Origin of the sequence: Xanthobacter flavus, assembly GCF_017875275.1 — a bacterium.
Classification (GTDB): domain Bacteria; phylum Pseudomonadota; class Alphaproteobacteria; order Rhizobiales; family Xanthobacteraceae; genus Xanthobacter; species Xanthobacter flavus_A.
In genome coordinates this window covers 534626-551073 of sequence record NZ_JAGGML010000001.1, presented here as the reverse complement: position 1 = coordinate 551073, position 16448 = coordinate 534626, and the positions used below count along the sequence as shown (strand labels likewise).

At 69.5% G+C, this 16448-nt stretch carries 16 protein-coding genes; 6 read left to right on the top strand and 10 right to left on the bottom strand.

What is annotated here, in order from left to right; genetic code table 11:
• Nucleotides 1-64 precede the first annotated feature (64 nt).
• Nucleotides 65-886 carry a sulfite exporter TauE/SafE family protein gene (locus J2126_RS02715; RefSeq protein ID WP_209483700.1) on the bottom strand — a complete coding sequence of 274 codons (822 nt, stop codon included), beginning with the start codon at nucleotides 884-886 and terminating at the stop codon, nucleotides 65-67.
• A 207-nt stretch (nucleotides 887-1093) separates the two neighbouring features.
• Between J2126_RS02715 and J2126_RS02710 the strand changes: the two genes are divergently transcribed.
• Nucleotides 1094-1366 (top strand): hypothetical protein, encoded by a 273-nt coding sequence (locus tag J2126_RS02710; protein WP_209483698.1) that lies wholly within the window; start codon nucleotides 1094-1096, stop codon nucleotides 1364-1366.
• A gap of 47 nt (nucleotides 1367-1413) precedes the next feature.
• On the opposite strand, the gene hisG is transcribed toward J2126_RS02710, so the two are convergent.
• Nucleotides 1414-2391 carry an ATP phosphoribosyltransferase gene (gene hisG, locus J2126_RS02705; RefSeq protein ID WP_209483696.1) on the bottom strand — a complete coding sequence of 326 codons (978 nt, stop codon included), beginning with the start codon at nucleotides 2389-2391 and terminating at the stop codon, nucleotides 1414-1416.
• Nucleotides 2388-3551, bottom strand: coding sequence for an ATP phosphoribosyltransferase regulatory subunit (locus J2126_RS02700; RefSeq protein ID WP_209483694.1), 1164 nt, complete (start codon nucleotides 3549-3551; stop codon nucleotides 2388-2390). Before J2126_RS02700 ends, hisG begins: the two co-directional genes overlap by 4 nt.
• Before the next feature lie 156 nt (nucleotides 3552-3707).
• Between J2126_RS02700 and J2126_RS02695 the strand changes: the two genes are divergently transcribed.
• Nucleotides 3708-4097 (top strand): hypothetical protein, encoded by a 390-nt coding sequence (locus J2126_RS02695; protein ID WP_245327184.1) that lies wholly within the window; start codon nucleotides 3708-3710, stop codon nucleotides 4095-4097.
• Between the two features lie 63 nt (nucleotides 4098-4160).
• Entirely contained in the window at nucleotides 4161-4436 is a 276-nt protein-coding gene (locus J2126_RS02690; RefSeq protein WP_209483692.1) for an exodeoxyribonuclease VII small subunit, read from the top strand.
• Between the two features lie 96 nt (nucleotides 4437-4532).
• On the opposite strand, the gene J2126_RS02685 is transcribed toward J2126_RS02690, so the two are convergent.
• On the bottom strand, nucleotides 4533-5123 hold the full coding sequence (locus J2126_RS02685) for a protein-S-isoprenylcysteine O-methyltransferase (RefSeq protein ID WP_209483690.1): 591 nt from the start codon (nucleotides 5121-5123) through the stop codon (nucleotides 4533-4535).
• Entirely contained in the window at nucleotides 5120-6496 is a 1377-nt protein-coding gene (locus tag J2126_RS02680) for a hypothetical protein (protein WP_209483688.1), read from the bottom strand. Before J2126_RS02680 ends, J2126_RS02685 begins: the two co-directional genes overlap by 4 nt.
• Before the next feature lie 150 nt (nucleotides 6497-6646).
• Here J2126_RS02680 and J2126_RS02675 point away from each other — a divergent pair, with 150 nt between their 5' ends.
• The 3 genes from J2126_RS02675 (at nucleotide 6647) to dxs (ending at nucleotide 10892) form a co-directional block, all read left to right on the top strand.
• Complete coding sequence (locus J2126_RS02675) at nucleotides 6647-7915, top strand: glycosyltransferase family 9 protein (protein WP_209483686.1); 1269 nt, start codon at nucleotides 6647-6649, stop codon at nucleotides 7913-7915.
• A 7-nt stretch (nucleotides 7916-7922) separates the two neighbouring features.
• Nucleotides 7923-8840 carry a glycosyltransferase family 2 protein gene (locus J2126_RS02670; protein ID WP_209483684.1) on the top strand — a complete coding sequence of 306 codons (918 nt, stop codon included), beginning with the start codon at nucleotides 7923-7925 and terminating at the stop codon, nucleotides 8838-8840.
• Nucleotides 8841-8960: 120 nt separating this feature from the next.
• Nucleotides 8961-10892, top strand: a complete 1932-nt coding sequence (gene dxs / locus J2126_RS02665) for a 1-deoxy-D-xylulose-5-phosphate synthase (RefSeq protein ID WP_209483682.1) — start codon at nucleotides 8961-8963, stop codon at nucleotides 10890-10892.
• A 72-nt stretch (nucleotides 10893-10964) separates the two neighbouring features.
• Here dxs and J2126_RS02660 read toward each other — a convergent pair whose 3' ends face one another.
• The 5 genes from J2126_RS02660 to J2126_RS02640 are packed head-to-tail and all read right to left on the bottom strand — an operon-like array spanning nucleotide 10965 to nucleotide 16445.
• Nucleotides 10965-12590: a gamma-glutamyltransferase family protein gene (locus J2126_RS02660; RefSeq protein ID WP_209483680.1), complete on the bottom strand. Its 1626-nt coding sequence runs from the start codon at nucleotides 12588-12590 to the stop codon at nucleotides 10965-10967.
• Nucleotides 12591-12615: 25 nt separating this feature from the next.
• The gene (locus tag J2126_RS02655) at nucleotides 12616-13716 is read right to left on the bottom strand and encodes a PLP-dependent cysteine synthase family protein (protein WP_209483678.1); all 1101 of its coding nucleotides are present in this window, start codon (nucleotides 13714-13716) and stop codon (nucleotides 12616-12618) included.
• Entirely contained in the window at nucleotides 13713-15236 is a 1524-nt protein-coding gene (locus J2126_RS02650; protein WP_209483676.1) for a class I adenylate-forming enzyme family protein, read from the bottom strand. Before J2126_RS02650 ends, J2126_RS02655 begins: the two co-directional genes overlap by 4 nt.
• Nucleotides 15236-16015, bottom strand: a complete 780-nt coding sequence (locus J2126_RS02645) for a VOC family protein (protein ID WP_348634211.1) — start codon at nucleotides 16013-16015, stop codon at nucleotides 15236-15238. The genes J2126_RS02650 and J2126_RS02645 overlap by 1 nt, the downstream gene beginning before the upstream one ends.
• 10 nt (nucleotides 16016-16025) lie before the next feature.
• On the bottom strand, nucleotides 16026-16445 hold the full coding sequence (locus J2126_RS02640) for a PaaI family thioesterase (protein WP_169122793.1): 420 nt from the start codon (nucleotides 16443-16445) through the stop codon (nucleotides 16026-16028).
• Between the last annotated feature and the right edge of the window lie 3 nt (nucleotides 16446-16448).

The following is a 16448-nucleotide window of genomic DNA, read 5'->3' as shown; positions in this document are numbered from 1 at the left end:
CGACGCTCAATGTGATGTAGTCGGGCCGGAGAGTAAGGCCCGGCGCGCCGGGAGGGAAGCGCGCCTATTGCCCGGACGCCGAGCCGTGCCGCCAGATCTTCCAGGCTGACATGAGCAGGGTGGCGCCGAGCAGCGGCAGCAGCGTCGCGGCCGGCACGATGCCCAGCAATTGCCCGCCGAGGAACGCGCCCAGCATGGAGGCGGCGGTCACCACGCCAAGGAACGTCAGGTTTTCGCGCACCACCGTGATGGTATTGTCGCGCCCGAACCGGGCGAAGCCGAGGAGCAGGGTGGGCAGGCTCACCGCCAGCGCGACGCTGCCCGCCAGCTTCACCGGCAGGCCGAACAGCAGCACAAGCGTCGGCACCAGCAATTCCCCGCCCGAGACGCCCATGAGCGCCACCGCGAGGCCGATGATGAAGCCGGCGAGAACCCCCGCCACCAGCCGCACCGTGCCGTCTATGGCCATGTGCTTGAGGTCAGGATCATCCCCCAGCGCCAGCATCACGGCGGTGAAGACGAGCATGGCCGCGATGGTGCGGTACAGGGTACGGGAAGCGATGCGGGTGGCGTAGGTCGCCCCCGTCCAGACGCCGACGAGGCTGCCCGCCAGCAGGGTCACGATGACCCGCCAATGCTCCGCCACCTCGGCGAAGGGAATGGTCTCTGCCCGCGCGGGCAGAGCGAAGGCCACCACCGCGAGGCTCAGCACGCGGTTGATGATGATGGCCGGCAGCGCCTCGAACCCCAGCGCGATCAGCACCGGCAGCCGGATTTCGGCGCCGCCGAGTCCGATGAGCCCACCGATGGTACCGATCGCCAGACCGGCCAGCGATCCGTGCAGCAGCCGACGCCGCATGGACATTGCGGAAGGCTCGAACGACATGCCGATCACGCTCCCTTGAACGGGCCGCTTCCCACCGTCAGCTCGGCCTCATAATAGGGCGCGAACCATTGATATCAAAGAGATCTCATCGATTGTCCAGAAATCCCCACTGATTGTTTCGCTAAGGGCGCCTTATCGAATTTGGCGGCGCGCCATAGCTGTCCCTCATCAAAGGGCGTGGTGGGGTTGGTATTTCAGGAGATCAACATGCGTAATCTGACTTTTGGCGCCGTCGCGCTTGCAGCCCTTCTCACCTCCGGCGCGGCTTTTGCCGGTGACGAGGCTTCCCTCGCCGCCGCCGATGCCGAGGCGCAGGCCGCCGCGACCATCCATGCGCAGACCCAGCCGCTCGGCTATGCGGCGCCCCGCGCGACCCCGCCGGCCTTCGTGGCGCTCTCCGCCGGACAGGAGCAGAGCCCGATCTCGGAAGGCGATCGCCTCTTCCTGAAGCAGGGTGACCGGGGTCTCGGCACCAACTGAGGATACGCCCCGGCCGGCCTCACGCGCCGGCCGGGGCCTTGCCTCCGTTACTGACCGAGGCGCGCGTCCAGCGCCTCATAAAGCGGGTTGTCGGCGGCGAAGACGTATTCGATGGGCCCCACCGTCACCATGCTGGCGCCGCGCTGGCGCAGGAAGGTGGCGAGGGCGTGCAGCGTATCCGGCGGGCAGTGCAGCGTCAGCATGCCGGAGGATGTCGGACCACCGAACGGCGCCACGCAGCGATAGGCTGCCACCGCCTCGTCCACCAGCGAGGCATCGCAATCGGCGAAGCGCGTGCGCACCTCCCGCATGGTCCGCGCCCGCTTCTCGGCCCCCAGCCGGTCGAACATGGCGCGCGCCGCCGACAGCGCCCCCGGGCTCCAGGTGGCGGTGAGAGAGGCGACGAGATTGGCCTCGGATTTCAGGATGATGCCGTCATCCACCACCTTCAGCGCATTGGCGGCCAGCGTCGCGCCCGTGGAGGTGATGTCCACGATCAGCTCGGCCGTACCCGAGGCCGGCGTGCCCTCGGTGGCGCCCGCGCTTTCCACGATGCGGTAGTCGATGATGCCGTGGCGGGCGAAGAAGCCTCGCGTCAGGTTGACGTATTTGGTGGCGACGCGGATGCGCCGGCCGGTGCGGCCGTGGAAGTGGCTCGCCACATCGTCGAGATCGTCCATGGTGCGCACGTCGATCCACGCCTGCGGCACCGCGACCACCACATTGGCGTGGCCGAAGCCGAGCTTCTCCAGCAGCGCGACGCGGCTGTCGGCCTCATGGATGTTCTCGCGCACGAGATCCTCTCCGGTCACGCCCAGATGGGCGGCCCCGGAGGCCAGCGCCGCTGCGATCTCGGAGGCGGAGAGATAGGCGACCTCCACCCCCTCCACGCCGCCAAGCGCCCCGCGATACTCGCGGGCGCCCCGGGCCTGCGTCAGCGGCATGCCGGCGCGGGAGAAGAAGGCGTGGACATTGTCCTGCAGCCGGCCCTTGGACGGTACGGCGAGGATGAGCGGCGCGGTCATCGGGCATCCTCCGCGGCACCGGGGAGGGCGGCGAGGCGCTCGACCCAGGCGGCAAGGCCGACCCCAGGAATGGCGCTGTCCGCGCCCAGCCGCGACAGCAGCCGGTCATAGCGACCGCCCGCGACCAGAGGGCCAGAGCCGGACCGGCCCGGATCGTGCAGCTCGAACACCATGCCGCTGTAATAATCGAGCGGCCGCCCGAAGGCGGTGGAAAAGCGCACGTGGGCGAGGTTCACCGCATAGGCGGTGAAGAAGCCGGTGCGACGGTCGAACAGGTCGAGCGCGGCGGAAAGGTCGATCCCCGCATCCGCTGCCAGCGCCCGCATCCGGGCCGAGGCATCGTCGGGCGTGCCGGAAATGGCGAGGTAGCGCGACAGGATCTCGGCCGTCTCCGCCGAGAGTCCGCCGCCCGCATCGAGCGAGGACTGCTCCAGGAACCGCTCGGCGATCTCCGACACGCTGCGCCCGCCCACCGTCGAGATGCCGGCGATGGAGAGAAGGTCAGTGATCAGCGCGCGCGCCGCCGCAGGGTCCGCGCCGTCCAGCGCCGCCAGCACGCCGGCATGGGCGGGCGCGCCCTCGCGGTTCGCATCGGCGGTAGCCGCGAAATCGAGATTGACCCGCCCCTGCCCGAAATCCTTCAGCAGGCGGCGGCGCAGCGCCGGAGCCAGCGGCAGGGCGTCCAGCAACGCCGTGAACAGGCCCACGTCGCCCAGCCGGATCTCCGGCTCGGGCAGCCCATAGAGCGCGCAGGCGTTGAGGCCGAGGGAGAGAATCTCCGCGTCCGCCGCCTCGATGTCGGTGCGGCCGAAGGATTCCACGCCGGCCTGCCGGAACTCGCCGGGGCCTTCGCCGCGGAACCGGAACACCGGGCCGAGGTAGCTCACCCGCGCCGGCATCGCCATGCCCTGCGCCAGCACTGCGCGGGCCACCGGGATGGTGAGGTCCGGCCGCAGGCACAGCTCGTGGCCATCGGCGTCGGCCGTCAGATACATGCGGCGGCGGATGGATTCGCCCGACAGGTCGAGGAACACGTCGGCCGGCTGGAGGATCGGCGGATCGAGGCGCGCGAAGCCCGCGGCCGCGAAGGTGGCGACCAGCGCCTCCTCGAGGCTCGGGGACGTGCGGAAGGTGAGGGGCGCGGACGCCGCGGGCGACATGGGTGCAAGGTTTCCGTGAATGCTGGCCGGCTTCTAGCAAAGCCGGCGCCCCGCGACCACCCCGGCGCAGACCAGGCCGGGTTGGCAACATGCGTGGCTTTGCCGTTAAGCTGTAGCCGCCGGCGTCGGGCCGGCTCAGCGAAGGGTTGGGTTCGCATGGCGGAGAGGCCGGCGGCAGACGAGGACGAGGGGCGCGAGGGAAGCCTTCCGGGCGCGCCGGGCCATCTTCTGGACCCAACCTTCCGAAACGGTTCGGTTACCGCCATCGGCGTCATCGGCGGCTTTTCACTTGCCTTTCTCGCCAACTGGACGCTGATGCCGGGCCGCTGGGGCGGATCGGCGCTGGTGGCGTTTGCCCTGCTGGCGCTGGGCATCGCCTTCCAGCTCCGCGCCCTCGCCGGCATGCTGGAGACGAGTTCGCTGCGGCGTGTGCGCTACAACCGGCTGGTGAAGATCTTCGTCATCGGCCTCTATCTCACCGCCAGCGGGGTGCTGATGGCGCTGGTCGCGGAGGTTCCGGCGGTTTCGCGCTATCTGCATTTTTGAGACGCGCTTCGGGCGGCGGCGGGGGTCGTCTATGGTGTCGCCGGATCGAATCAGGAGGCGGCCATGGCAGGCGCGAGCGGAGCAAAGGCCGGAACGGTGGTGGTCGGCGTCGAAAATCTCTCGTTCGAGCAGGCACTTGCCGAGCTGGAGGCGATCGTCGCCAATCTGGAGCGGGGCAATGTGCCGCTGGAGGAATCCATCGCCATCTATGAGCGCGGCGAAGCCCTGAAGCAGCGGTGCGAGGCCCTCCTGAAGGCCGCCGAGGCGCGGGTGGAGACCATCACCCGCGACGCCGCCGGTCGGCCGGCCGGTACCCAGCCGCTCGATCCGGACGCCTGAGAACCGTCTCAAAATGGGACGGCTGAAGGGTTTGCGCGGGACAGCGTGGGAACGCAGCGGGACCGAATCGCTGCCGCGCCCGTTTTCCCGGTTCGTTCAGTAGACGCCCGGAATGACGCGCTTGGTGTGCCGGGCGTAGGCGTCATACTCGGCGCCGAAGGCTTCCCGCATCATCTGCTCCTCGCGGCCGACGCGAAAGAAGAAGAGGATGCCGAAGCCGATCAATCCCGCCGGGCCGGCGATGAAATTCGGTAGCAGCAGAAGCTGTGCCAAGCCCCACAGGAAGAATGCCGAGTACATGGGGTGCCGCACCTTCTCGTATACCCCCGATATGATCAGCTCGTGCTTGTCCTTGATCTCCAGCGTCACCGACCAATACTTGCCCAGCTGCCGGTGCGTGCGCCAGAAGAGCAGAAGGGAACCGGCGAACACCAGAATGCCCACCACCACCTGCAGCATGCTCGGCGGGTAGGAGGCGAACTTGGGAAAGCCTGTCGCGGCGTAGATCGCCGGAACGATTCCGAGCCCCAGCGTGGAGATGGACAGAAGGATCATCTCGCGCAGATTGCGGTGCCGCGCATCCGCAACGCGCTGGCGTTTCGCTTTTCTTTCGAAGGGGATGCGCAGGACGTACCAGGATACGACGCCCAACGCCCAGGCGATCTTGGCAAAGGTCAGAAGCGTCATGCGGGGGTCTCGGATTCGGGGAGGGGAAGGATGCAGCCGGCCGCGTCGAACACGAGGGGGCGCAGGGTTCCATCGGGCCGCACATAGGCCCGTAAGCTGTTGGTATGTGATGCTAAAACGTCGAAGGACAAGGGCCCGCACACGTAAGCGTAAAAGTCATGGGTCGAGCGGATGTCGCCCGCCAGGAAGCACTGGCAGTGCAGGCGCATGACGTCGAACCAGTGGCGGCGGTAGATGGCCGGGGAGATCATCTGGCGGATTTCCACATGCCGGATCAATGGCTTGAGGGAATAATCGCCGGGCGGGAGCAGCACAGGGGCGAAGCTGGCGGGGCCGAGGGTGACGGGATCGACCTTGTAGAAGGAGACGATGTCGTCGCGCGACTGCACCTCTACCCAGCCGATCGCCTCGGCGGCCGCAACCCGTTCTGCCGCCTCACGAAATCGCCCGCCGGCCGGGTGCAGGGCGAACTTGGCGGTGGTGGAGCCGAGGGTCAGGATGCGGACGCGGGCACGGGTGCCGAAGGCGGGGTCGGCAGCCAGCGCCCCGGCCACGGCGCTGACCGCGAGCATCGCGCCAAGGCTATGGCCTGCAATGATAATTTCTTCAACGCCCTGCGCTTCCGCCTCGGCCTCGACCGCCCTCAGGCGATCGGCGAAGGCGACAACCCGTGCCTCCACTTCCGGATGCCGCCCGCGCACGAAATTCACTGAGAATTCAGCAAGATCCAGCGACTGCTTGAGCCGGAAGCGGCGCCCCGGCCAGCGCATCAGGAAGAGGCCCACGGCGACGGTCGTGCCCCCCGCGGCCGCCAGCGCCGCCGCCCTGCCGAGAGGCTCAACCCATTGATAAACAAAAAAACCCGCTGCCGCCGCGAGCCCCCAGAACAGCGCCAGCAGCATATAGGTGAAGAGGAAGAACAGGCCGTAGCGCCGGCTGGAGCGGAAATAATTGGCGATGGTGCCGCTCGTCACCATGTCCGCCAGCGCCCGCACCGAGCCCTTCATGTGGCTCCAGACCGAACGGCCCATGTCTGCGCGAGTCAGGTCGTGCCAGCCCAGGTTTTCGAACGTGGTTTCGGTATGCCAGTTGGGGGTGTCAGCTTCGGTTCGCCAGAATCCGCCCGTCGGGGTCGGCACGGGCGCCGCGTCGCGGCAGTGCGTGCGCACATTCCACACGCTGCCGAAGCGTTTTAGCTCGCGGACGAAGATCCGGTGGTGTCCATCCACCGCCATCGGGTCGAACCCGGCGATGAAGAAGACATGGCGGCGGCGGACGCGGGCACGCGCCTCCGCGTCACCCGGGGGGAGGCCGCGCGCTTCGGCGTCGGTCCCGGCGGTGGGGCCTGCGAGCGTGTCCTCGGCATCCTGCATGGGGCGCCTTCTAGCGAAGATGGCCGGGCGTGGCTAGGCCGGGCGGGCTGGGGGCCGGGTCGCGTCCGCCCGGCCGGCATTGCCTAAACGGCAGCGCCCAAGGATAAAGGGGCGGTTACGGGCGGGTCGCGGGTTGGCGGGACATCAGGCATGGCGTGGTTCCGCGATCTTCTCGGTGTCTGGCGGCAGCGGCCGCCGGAGCTTTCCGCCGAGCCGCCGCCCGTGGAACAGGCAGCCGATCCCGCAGCAACCCTTCCATTCCCTGCGCCACCCGCGCCCGCGCCGGAGCCGACCTTCGCGCCCGGCCCGTGGCGGGGGCCTTTGGCGCGGCTCGCGGAGCTGGGGCCGGCGCCGTCGCTAATGGTGGTGAAGCTCGATCACGTTGGGGATTTCGTGACCGCTCTTCCGGCGATCCGCCGGCTGCGGGAGGCGTTTCCCGCCTCGCGCCTGACGCTGCTGTGCGCGCCCTTCGTCCGCGATTTCGCCGCCGCCACCGGTCTCTTCGATGCGGTGCGGGCGTTCGATTATTATCCGGCGCGGGGTCATCCGCCCTCTGCCGTCCCGCCCGAGGCGCTGGCCGCGCTGGCGGTGCTCGATCTGCCCCCTGCCGATATCGCCATCGACCTGCGCCACGCCGACGATGCCCGCCCGCTGCTCGCCGCGCTGCCGGTGCGGTTCCGCGTCGGGTTCGCGGGGCTCCATGCCGGCCATGGCCTGGACCTCGCCTTGCCGGAAATGGAGGCGTCGGCCCGGACGGGCGGCCTGTTTGCGCCGTTGCCGGCGGGGGTGCGCCTGTCCGCCCTCGCCGAAGTGCTGGTGAGCGCCTTCCGCGCGGGGCAGTCCCACCCGCCCGCGCCGATCCCCCTCGGTGCGCTACCGGCGCTGCCGGATGTCCCCGATGGCTATGGCGTGCTCGCCCCCGGCGCCCGGCTCGCCATCAAGCTCTGGCCGGTGGAATACTGGCGGGCGCTGGCGGCGCGGATGCTTGCGGAAAGTCCTCTCGGCCTCGTGCTCACGGGAACGGCCGAGGATGCGCCCCTGTGCGCGGCCATCGCCGAGGGCCTGCCGGCGGATCGCGTCGCCAATCTCGCCGGGCGGCAGGATCTCGCCGGGCTCGCCGCCGTCATCGGCGGGGCGCGGGTGGTGGTGGCGCTGGATTCCGCGCCTGCCCATCTCGCGGCGGCGCTGGGGCGTCCCACCCTTTGCCTCTTCTCCGGCCTTGCCGATATCCACAGCTGGGCACCAGCCGGGCCGCGCGTGGCGGTGGTGAGCGCCCATGCGAGCTGCGCGCCGTGCTTTCTGAGCGATGTGGCGGACTGCGCCCACGGCCACGGCTGCATGACGCGGCTGACGCCGGACCACGCGCTGGCGGGCCTTGCGGCCCTCGGCCTTGAGTTTGCCGGCGTTCGGCTGCACTAACGCGCCCATGACGCGCTCTTTTCCGACCGTGGCGGAAGCGCCCTCCGCACAGGATGGCGAACGGCCCGACCCCGCCGCCGTGACGGTGGTCTTCGTCACCTACAACAGCTCGTCCGTCATCGGCCGGGCGGTGGCGAGCGTTCCGTCGGAATGTCCGGTGGTGGTGGTGGACAATGCGAGCCCGGAGGGCACGGCCTGGGCCGCGACGCTCTCCCGCCCCGCCGATCTCCTCGCCATGCCGGTGAATGCCGGCTTCGGCACCGCCTGCAATGCGGGCGCGCGCCGCGCCCGAACGCCTTACGTGCTCTTCCTCAATCCCGATGCAGTGCTGGAGCCGGACACCATTCCCCGCCTTCTGGCGGCAGCACGGCTCTATGGCGAGCCGTCCATCCTCATGCCGGCCATCGTCGGCGAGAACGGCCGGCTCATGCGCAAGGAAGGCTCCATTCTGGAGAAGGTGCCGCGCAGCGCCCGCCTCGCGCCTGGGGAGATCGCGGGGGATTACTGCACCCGTTTCGTCCACGGCGCGGCCTTCATGGTGCCCCGCGCCGCCTTCCTCGATCTCGGCGGCTTCGACGAATCCATATTCCTCTACCATGAGGACGACGACCTCTCGCTTCGCGCGCTCGCCCGTCGCATCCCCATCGTGGTGGTGACGGAGGCGCGGGTGACTCATGCGGGCGGGCGTTCCAGCACGCCCTCCTTCAGCCAGACCTTCCGCATCAACCGCGCCAAGATGCATTCGGAACTCTATGTGCGGGAGAAGTACGGCCACGCCGGCGGGCGGGCGTCGCGGCTGCTGTGGCTCGGCGCCGGCTGCGCGCTGGCGCTGGCGGTTTTCGACCTGCACCGGGTCGCCATCCGGGCGGGAAAGTTCGCCGGCCTGATCGATGGAGTGCGCCGGAACGCTCCGCCGCACGTATAGGTTTCGGGAGTAGACGAAGGTCGTCCGCATGCCGCCGCGGCGTTAACCTTTGTACGTTGCATACCAGCGGGCCCCTGTGTAAGGCTCGCTTTTCCCGGTTCGTTCCGGTCGGAGTGGTCCGTGACCTTGCTGAAGACCCCGTTGCTCGACACCATCCGCGAGCCCGCAGATGTGCGCCGCCTGCCCCAGGAAAAGCTCACCCAGCTTGCGGCCGAACTGCGCGCCGAGACCATCGATGCGGTGTCCGTCACCGGCGGGCATCTGGGCGCGGGCCTCGGCGTGGTTGAGCTGACGGTGGCATTGCACCACGTCTTCAACACCCCCCACGACCGGCTGATCTGGGACGTGGGCCACCAGTGCTATCCCCACAAGATTCTCACCGGGCGGCGCGAGCGCATCCGCACGCTGCGCACCGGTGGCGGCCTCTCCGGCTTCACCAACCGGGCGGAGAGCGAATACGACCCCTTCGGCGCGGGCCATTCCTCCACCTCCATCTCCGCCGGCCTCGGCATGGCGGTGGCGCGCGACCTCGGCGGGGCGGAGCGCAACGTGGTGGCGGTGATCGGCGACGGCGCCATGTCGGCGGGCATGGCCTATGAGGCGATGAACAATGCCGGCGCCATGGATTCGCGCCTCATCGTCATCCTCAACGACAACGACATGTCCATCGCCCCGCCCACGGGCGCCATGTCGGCCTATCTGGCGCGGCTCATCTCGGGGCAGACGTATCGGTCCCTGCGTGAAATCGGCAAGCAGATCGCCGGCCACCTGCCCAAGTTCGTGGAGCGCGGCGCCCAGCGGGCCGAGGAATTCGCGCGCGGCTTCTGGACCGGCGGCACGCTGTTCGAGGAGCTGGGCTTCTATTATGTCGGCCCCATCGACGGGCACAATCTCGACCACCTGCTCCCCGTTCTGAAGAACGTGCGGGACGCCAAGACGGGGCCGATCCTCGTCCATGTGGTCACCCAGAAGGGCAAGGGCTACGGCCCGGCCGAGCAGAGCGCGGACAAGTACCACGGCGTGGTGAAGTTCGACGTGGTGACGGGCGCGCAGGTGAAGGCCAAGTCCAACGCCCCCTCCTACACCCGCGTGTTCGCCGAGAGCCTGATCTCCGAGGCGCGGCGCGATCCCAAGATCGTCGCCATCACCGCTGCCATGCCCTCAGGCACCGGCATCGACCTGTTCGGGCAGGCCTATCCGGACCGCACCTTCGACGTGGGCATCGCCGAGCAGCATGCGGTGACGTTCGCGGGCGGCCTCGCGACGGAAGGCTTCAAGCCGTTCTGCGCGCTCTATTCCACCTTCCTCCAGCGGGCCTATGACCAGGTGATCCACGACGTGGCGCTTCAAGGCCTGCCCGTGCGCTTCATCGTGGACCGCGCCGGCCTCGTGGGGGCGGACGGGGCGACCCATGCGGGCGCCTACGACCTCGCCTATCTCGGCTGCCTGCCCGGCATGGTGCTGATGTCGCCGTCCGACGAGGCGGAGCTGATGCACATGATCGCCACGGCGGTCGCCTATGACGACGGCCCCTCCGCCGTGCGCTTCCCGCGCGGCGAGGGCGTGGGCGTGGAGCGGCCTGACCGGGCCGAGGCGCTGCCCATCGGCAAGGGCCGCATTGTGCGTGGCTCCGGCGAAGGCGATGTCGCCATCCTCTCGCTGGGCACGCGCCTTGCCGCCGCGCTGGAGGCCGCCGAGCGTCTGGAGGCGGCCGGCTTTGCTGTGACCGTGGCGGACGCCCGCTTCGCCAAGCCCATCGACAGCGACCTCGCGCTGAAGCTGGCGGCCGGCCATGCCGCGCTGGTGACGGTGGAGGAGGGCTCCATCGGCGGCTTCGGCAGCCAGGTGCTCCAGCTTCTCACCGATGCGGGGGCGCTGGATCGCGGCACCGTCAAGGTGCGCTCCATGGTGCTGCCGGACATCTACATCGACCACGACACGCAGGCCCGCCAGCTCGCCGAGGCCGGCCTCGACGCCAACGCCATCGTGGCGAAGGTGGAAGGGCTGCTGGGTAAGGCGAAGGCGGGGCGGGAGCTGTCGCGGGCGGGGTGAGGGTCGGGGGCTATGGCTTCGGAGTATGCGGGCGCCTGAAGCGCCCGCACTGTTCAACCTACAATTGGCCCCTCAGCTCACCGCCGCCTGCCCATCCCGGCGCGGGTCGCTCGCCGCCGCGTAGCCTTCCACCGCCGGATCGCCCATGCGCCAGATGAACTGGCCGGCGCCGAAATCCTGATAGGTGTCGTTGAGCACCGCCACCTCGTGGCCGAGCGCGGCGAGGCCGTCCAGCAGCTCCGGCGAATTGCCGGGTTCCAGGTTGATGGAGAGCCCCTCGTCGAAGCGCCAGCGCGGCGCGTCGCAGGCGGCCTGGGGGTTCTGGGCGAAGTCGAGCATGCGGACCAGCGTCTGAACGTGGCCCTGCGGCTGCATGTTGCCGCCCATCACGCCGAAGCTCATCACCGGCTGGCCGCCCTTGGTCAGGAAGCCGGGGATGATGGTCTGGAACGGCCGCTTGCGCGGCGCCACCACGTTGGCGCGCTCCGGGTTCAGGCTGAAACCGAAGCCGCGGTTCTGCAGCGAGACGCCCCACTCCGGCAGCACCACGCCGGAGCCGAAGCCCTGATAATTGCTCTGTATGAAGCTCACCATCATCCCCGAGGCATCCGCCGCCGTGAGATATATGGTGCCGCCCCGCACCGGATTGCCCGGCGCGAAGCGTTGCGCTCGGCGCGGATCGATGAGGCGGGCGCGGGAGGCGAGATAGTCGGCATCCAGCATGTCCGCCGGGCTGATCTCCATGGCCCGGGGGTCCGCCACGTAGCGATAGACATCGGCGAAGGCGAGCTTGATGGCTTCGATCTGGAGGTGCTGCGCCTCCACGCCATCCGCCGAGAACCCCTGAAGGTCGAAATGGGAGAGGATGCCCAGCGCCATCAGCGCGGTGATGCCCTGCCCGTTGGGCGGGATCTCGTGGACGGTGTAGCCGCGATAGTCCTGCGCCACGGGCGTCACCCAGTCCGGCGCATAGGCGGCCATGTCGGCGGCGGTAAGGGCGCCGCCATTGGCCTTGGCGTTGGCCTCCAGCGCATCGGCGATCTCGCCGCGATAGAAGGCCTCGCCCTTGGTCTCGCCGATCAGCCGCAGCGCGCGGGCGGCGCCCGGCATGGTCACATGCTCGCCCACGAAGGGCGCGCGGCCCTTGGGCAGGAACACCTCCCTGAAGCCGGGCTGGCTGGTGAGCTGGGGCAGGGTCGCGGCGGCGGCCCATTTGTGCTGCACGTTGGTGGAGACGAGGAAGCCGCGCTCGGCGATGGCGATGGCCGGCTCCATGAGGTCCGCGAAGGGCAGCTTGCCGAAGCGCTCGGAGAGCGCCACCCAGCTCGCCACCGCGCCGGGCACCGTCACCGCGTCCCAGCCGCGCTGGGGGAGGGTCTTGGCGTCGGCGCCGTACTTGGCGCGGAAGTAGTCGGGCGTCCAGGCGGCCGGTGAGAAGCCCGAGGCATTGAGGCCGTGCAGGCCCTTGCCATCCCAGAGGATGCAGAAGGCGTCCGAGCCGAGGCCGTTGCTGCACGGCTCCACGATGGCCATGACGGCGGCGGCGGCGATGGCGGCGTCCACCGCATTGCCGCCCTTGGCGATCATGGACAGCCCTGCCTGCGCCGCGCGCGGATGGGAGGTGGAGACCACATTGTTGCCGAACACGGGCAGGCGCCGCGAGGGATAGCCGGCGGACCAATCGAACGACGCAGTCATGGTGCGGTCCCGAAGAAGAGGAAGCTTAGCAAGAAACAGGGGTGGATGGCTGAGGGCCGAACACGGCATCGAGCCGCGCGATGTGGGGCTTGAGGTCGATGCCGTGCTCGGCGAGCCAGGCATCGTCATACAGGGTGGAACGGTAGCGCGCGCCGGAATCGCACAGAAGGGTCACGATGGACCCGCCTTTCCCCTCCGCCGCCATCTCCTCGATGAGGTCCACGCAGGCGGAGATGTTGGTGCCGGTGGAGCCGCCGCAGGCGCGGCCGATGACGGCGCTGATCCGCCGGGCGGCGGCGATGCTCGCCGCGTCCGAGATCACCGCCATCCGGTCCACCACGGACGGGATGAAGGAGGGCTCCACCACCGTGCGGCCGATGCCCTCGATGACGCTCTTGCAGGCATCCACCTGCATCACCGAGCGGTCGGCATAGTGGCGGTGGAAGACGGAGGCCTCAGGGTCCGCCACGCATAGCCGCGTGGGGAATTTGCGGTAGCGGATGAAGCGGCCGATGGTCGCCGCCGTGCCGCCGGTTCCGGCGCTGCACACCACCCAGTCGGGAATCGGGTGCGGCTCGAACGCCATCTGCGAGAAGATGCTCTCGGCGATGTTGTTGTTGCCGCGCCAGTCGGTGGCGCGCTCGGCGAAGGTGAACTGGTCCATGTAATGGCCGTCCAGCTCCTCGGCGAGGCGGCGCGCTTCTTCCGAGGTATTCCAGCCGTCGATGAGGTGGGGCTCGCCGCCCTCGAAGGCGATGGCTGCCACCTTCTCCGCCGAGGTCCGCCGGGGCATCACCGCGATGAAGCGCAGGCCCAGCAGCCGGGCGAAATAGGCTTCCGAAATGGCGGTGGAGCCGGACGAGGATTCGATGATCGTCGTGTCCGGCCCGATCCAGCCGTTGCACAGGGCATAGAGGAAGAGCGAGCGCGCCAGCCGGTGCTTGAGGCTGCCGGTGGGGTGGCTCGATTCGTCCTTCAGATAGAGCGTGATGCCCGGCACGCGCGGCAGCGGGATGCGGATGAGATGGGTGTCGGCCGAGCGGTTGATGTCGGCCTCGATGCGAGCGATGGCCTCGGCCACCCACGCCTGGTCCGGCACCGCGCGGGGCGGGGCGATGACGTTCATGCCGGGCTCCCCGCGCTGATTTCGGACATGGCGCGCCGCTTGAGCGCGCTACGGTCGATCTTGTTGGTGGTGGCGAGCGGCATCTGCTCCAGGAACCAGATGCGGCGCGGATGCTGGTAGGCGGGGGCGTTGGCGAGCATGAACTGCTTGAGCGCCTCCTCTGCGATATCGGCGCCCGGACGGCGCACCACGAAGGCCACCGGCTTCTCGCCCTTGATCTCGTCCGGCACCGGCACGACGCAGGACTGAAGCACCTGCGGGTGCTTGTCGAGCACCGCCTCCACCTCGCCAGGGAAGATGTTCTCGCCGCCGCAGACGAACATGTCGTCGGTGCGGCCGAGGAAGTAATAGAAGCCGTCCGCGTCGCGGCGGAACACGTCGCCGGTGCGGTAGAAGCCATCCGCCGTGAGGGGCGAGCGCACGTCCGGCCGGTTGTGATAGCCGAGCATCACCGCCGGGCTTTTCATCTCCAGCTCCCCGCTCTCCGGCGCCTCCGGCCCGACGAGCCGCACGGCGACCTGCGGGTGGGGATAGCCCACCGAGCCCATGGGCACGGGCCGCCCGTCCGGATGGCCGGAGAACACGATGGGGCCACCTTCCGTGGTGCCATAGGCGTTGATGATGGCGGCGTTGGGCAGGAGCTGGCGGATCTGCTGGGCCAGCGAATCCGTCACCGGCGCCGAGCCCATGCGCAGCAGGCGCACGCCGGAAAGGTCGGCCTCAGCCAGCGCCGCCTTCTCCCGCAGCATCATGGCGATCATGGGCGGCACGGCGGTGAGGAAGGTGCAGCCGTGGCTGGCGATGGCGTCGATATAGGGCACCGCGCGGAACTGGGGCAGCAGCACCGCCGTGCTCCCGGATGCGCAGGCGAGGAAGGCGAGGGCCAGCGCGTTCATGTGGTAGAGCGGCGCGGCAATCAGCATCCGCTCGCGGGAGAGGTCGATCTCGGCGCGGCGCGTGTCCGCCACCCAGCGGTGCGCGGCGTGGGAGAGCAGCACGCCCTTCGGCCGCCCGGTGGAGCCGGAGGTGTAGAGGCTGAGCGCCGGCTCATCGGGCGCGGGCACCACCGGCTCGAACGGGCCGGGATCGAGCAAAGCGGCGAGCGTGCCCGGCCCGGTGCCGTCGAAATCCACAAAGGCCACGCCCTCGGGCGCCTCGGCGGGCAGGAGGGCGCGGCGCTCGCCGTCGTGGACCACGAGGCGTGCGCCGCAATCGGCGATCACGTCGGCGATGGTGGCGGCCGGGAACTTGAAGTTCACCGGCACCGGCACGATGCCGGCGCGCATGGCACCCATCACCACCGCCACATAGTCCGGCCGGTTCGCGGCGAGGAGGGCGACGCGGTCGCCGCGCACGAGGCCGTGCTTGAGAAGACCGCGCGCCACGGCATCGGCGAGGGCGTCGAAGCCGGCGCGGGTGAGCACGGTGGTGGTGCCGTCGAAATCGAGGCCGATGAACAGGGGGTGGTCCGGCGCGGTGGTGCGGCAGACGAAATCCCCGAGATTCGCGGGCAGGCTCATCAACTGCTCCTGCAGGTCAGGTTCAGGTCAAAGGCGGGCAGGCTGAGCACACCCGCGTCGGGGTCGAGCGCCTCCCAGCGGGCGTCCCTCAGCGCGTTGGCGCGGGCCGCGATGTCGTCGAGGGATGAGAAGCGCAACGTCGCCGTGCGGAAGGCGGCTTTGTCGCCTGGCACCACGCGCACGTCGGCATCGTCCAGCGGCACACGCCAGCCCGCGCCATCGGGCTGGGCTGCGCTGGCGAAGGCGCTGGCGAGGCGACGCGCCTCGGCTTCCGGGTGGGGTGAGGCGATGGTGAAGGCGTCGATGGCGCAGAAGCCGTTGGGATGCGTCATCCACTCATCCCGCCAGACCAGCTCCGGCGTCAGGTGCTCGCAGAAATAGACGCGCCCGGCCGGGAAGGTCTCCGGCGGCAGGCGCACGGTGCGGAAGCGGGCATCGTGCTCCACCCCGTCCACCTCCACCGGCCGCGAGAAGGCCACCGGCCCGGTCGGGGCGAAGCCGGCGGCCGCGAGCGTGTCGCGGGTGGCGTCGGCGTCGAAGGTGCGCAGCACGAGGCCGTTGAGGCCGAACGGGCTGTCCAGAACCTCCTGGCGCTGGCGGCCGGTGTCCGGCACCCCCACCAGCTCCAGATAGGCGCCGGACGTCATCATCAGATGGTTGATGGACCCGAGCGAATGGGTCCCCCGCGGCGTGAGCGTGAAGCCCAGCGCCGCAAAGAGGTCCGCGGCCGCGTCCATGGACTTGAGGGTGTTGATCACCACATGGTCGAGCGCGGCCACGGGCGCCTCCTCAGGCCTTGGGCGGGATCATGTAGACCCCGCGCCCGGAGGCCAGCAGCTTGCCGTCCTCGTCCAGGATCTGCGCCTCGGAGACGCAGAGCTGGCCGCCGAACTTGATGACCTTGCCCACGCAGATCAGGTCGTGCTGCATGGCCGCGCGGTGGTAGTCCACGCGAAGATCGACGGTGGGTACGCCGCGGCCGGTCTTCGACACCAGCGCCCAGTCGGCGGTGAGGTCCACCAGCGTGGCGAGGATGCCGCCGTGGGCGTAGCCCCGGTCAGCATTCACCACCCATTCCGGGCGCCACTTGGCGCGCAGGCGGATGGTGCCCTCGCCCACGTCCTCGACGGTGAGGCCGAGCCACTGGTGGAAGGGGCCCTTCAGCAGGAGGGCTTCGACCTGTTCCTTGGTCAGGGGAGCGTCAGACATGGC

Bases quoted from the DNA above. Each gene is read 5' to 3' on its own strand.
- J2126_RS02670 (WP_209483684.1), top strand. From the start codon at position 7,923: ATGACGCGCTCTTTTCCGACCGTGGCGGAAGCGCCCTCCGCACAGGAT.
- hisG (WP_209483696.1), bottom strand. From the start codon at position 2,391: ATGACCGCGCCGCTCATCCTCGCCGTACCGTCCAAGGGCCGGCTGCAG.
- J2126_RS02715 (WP_209483700.1), bottom strand. From the start codon at position 886: ATGTCGTTCGAGCCTTCCGCAATGTCCATGCGGCGTCGGCTGCTGCAC.
- J2126_RS02690 (WP_209483692.1), top strand. From the start codon at position 4,161: ATGGCAGGCGCGAGCGGAGCAAAGGCCGGAACGGTGGTGGTCGGCGTC.
- J2126_RS02650 (WP_209483676.1), bottom strand. From the start codon at position 15,236: ATGAGCCTGCCCGCGAATCTCGGGGATTTCGTCTGCCGCACCACCGCG.
- J2126_RS02640 (WP_169122793.1), bottom strand. From the start codon at position 16,445: ATGTCTGACGCTCCCCTGACCAAGGAACAGGTCGAAGCCCTCCTGCTG.
- J2126_RS02695 (WP_245327184.1), top strand. From the start codon at position 3,708: ATGGCGGAGAGGCCGGCGGCAGACGAGGACGAGGGGCGCGAGGGAAGC.
- J2126_RS02700 (WP_209483694.1), bottom strand. From the start codon at position 3,551: ATGTCGCCCGCGGCGTCCGCGCCCCTCACCTTCCGCACGTCCCCGAGC.
- J2126_RS02710 (WP_209483698.1), top strand. From the start codon at position 1,094: ATGCGTAATCTGACTTTTGGCGCCGTCGCGCTTGCAGCCCTTCTCACC.
- J2126_RS02680 (WP_209483688.1), bottom strand. From the start codon at position 6,496: ATGCAGGATGCCGAGGACACGCTCGCAGGCCCCACCGCCGGGACCGAC.
- J2126_RS02655 (WP_209483678.1), bottom strand. From the start codon at position 13,716: ATGAACGTCATCGCCCCGCCCCGCGCGGTGCCGGACCAGGCGTGGGTG.
- J2126_RS02675 (WP_209483686.1), top strand. From the start codon at position 6,647: ATGGCGTGGTTCCGCGATCTTCTCGGTGTCTGGCGGCAGCGGCCGCCG.
- J2126_RS02685 (WP_209483690.1), bottom strand. From the start codon at position 5,123: ATGACGCTTCTGACCTTTGCCAAGATCGCCTGGGCGTTGGGCGTCGTA.
- J2126_RS02660 (WP_209483680.1), bottom strand. From the start codon at position 12,590: ATGACTGCGTCGTTCGATTGGTCCGCCGGCTATCCCTCGCGGCGCCTG.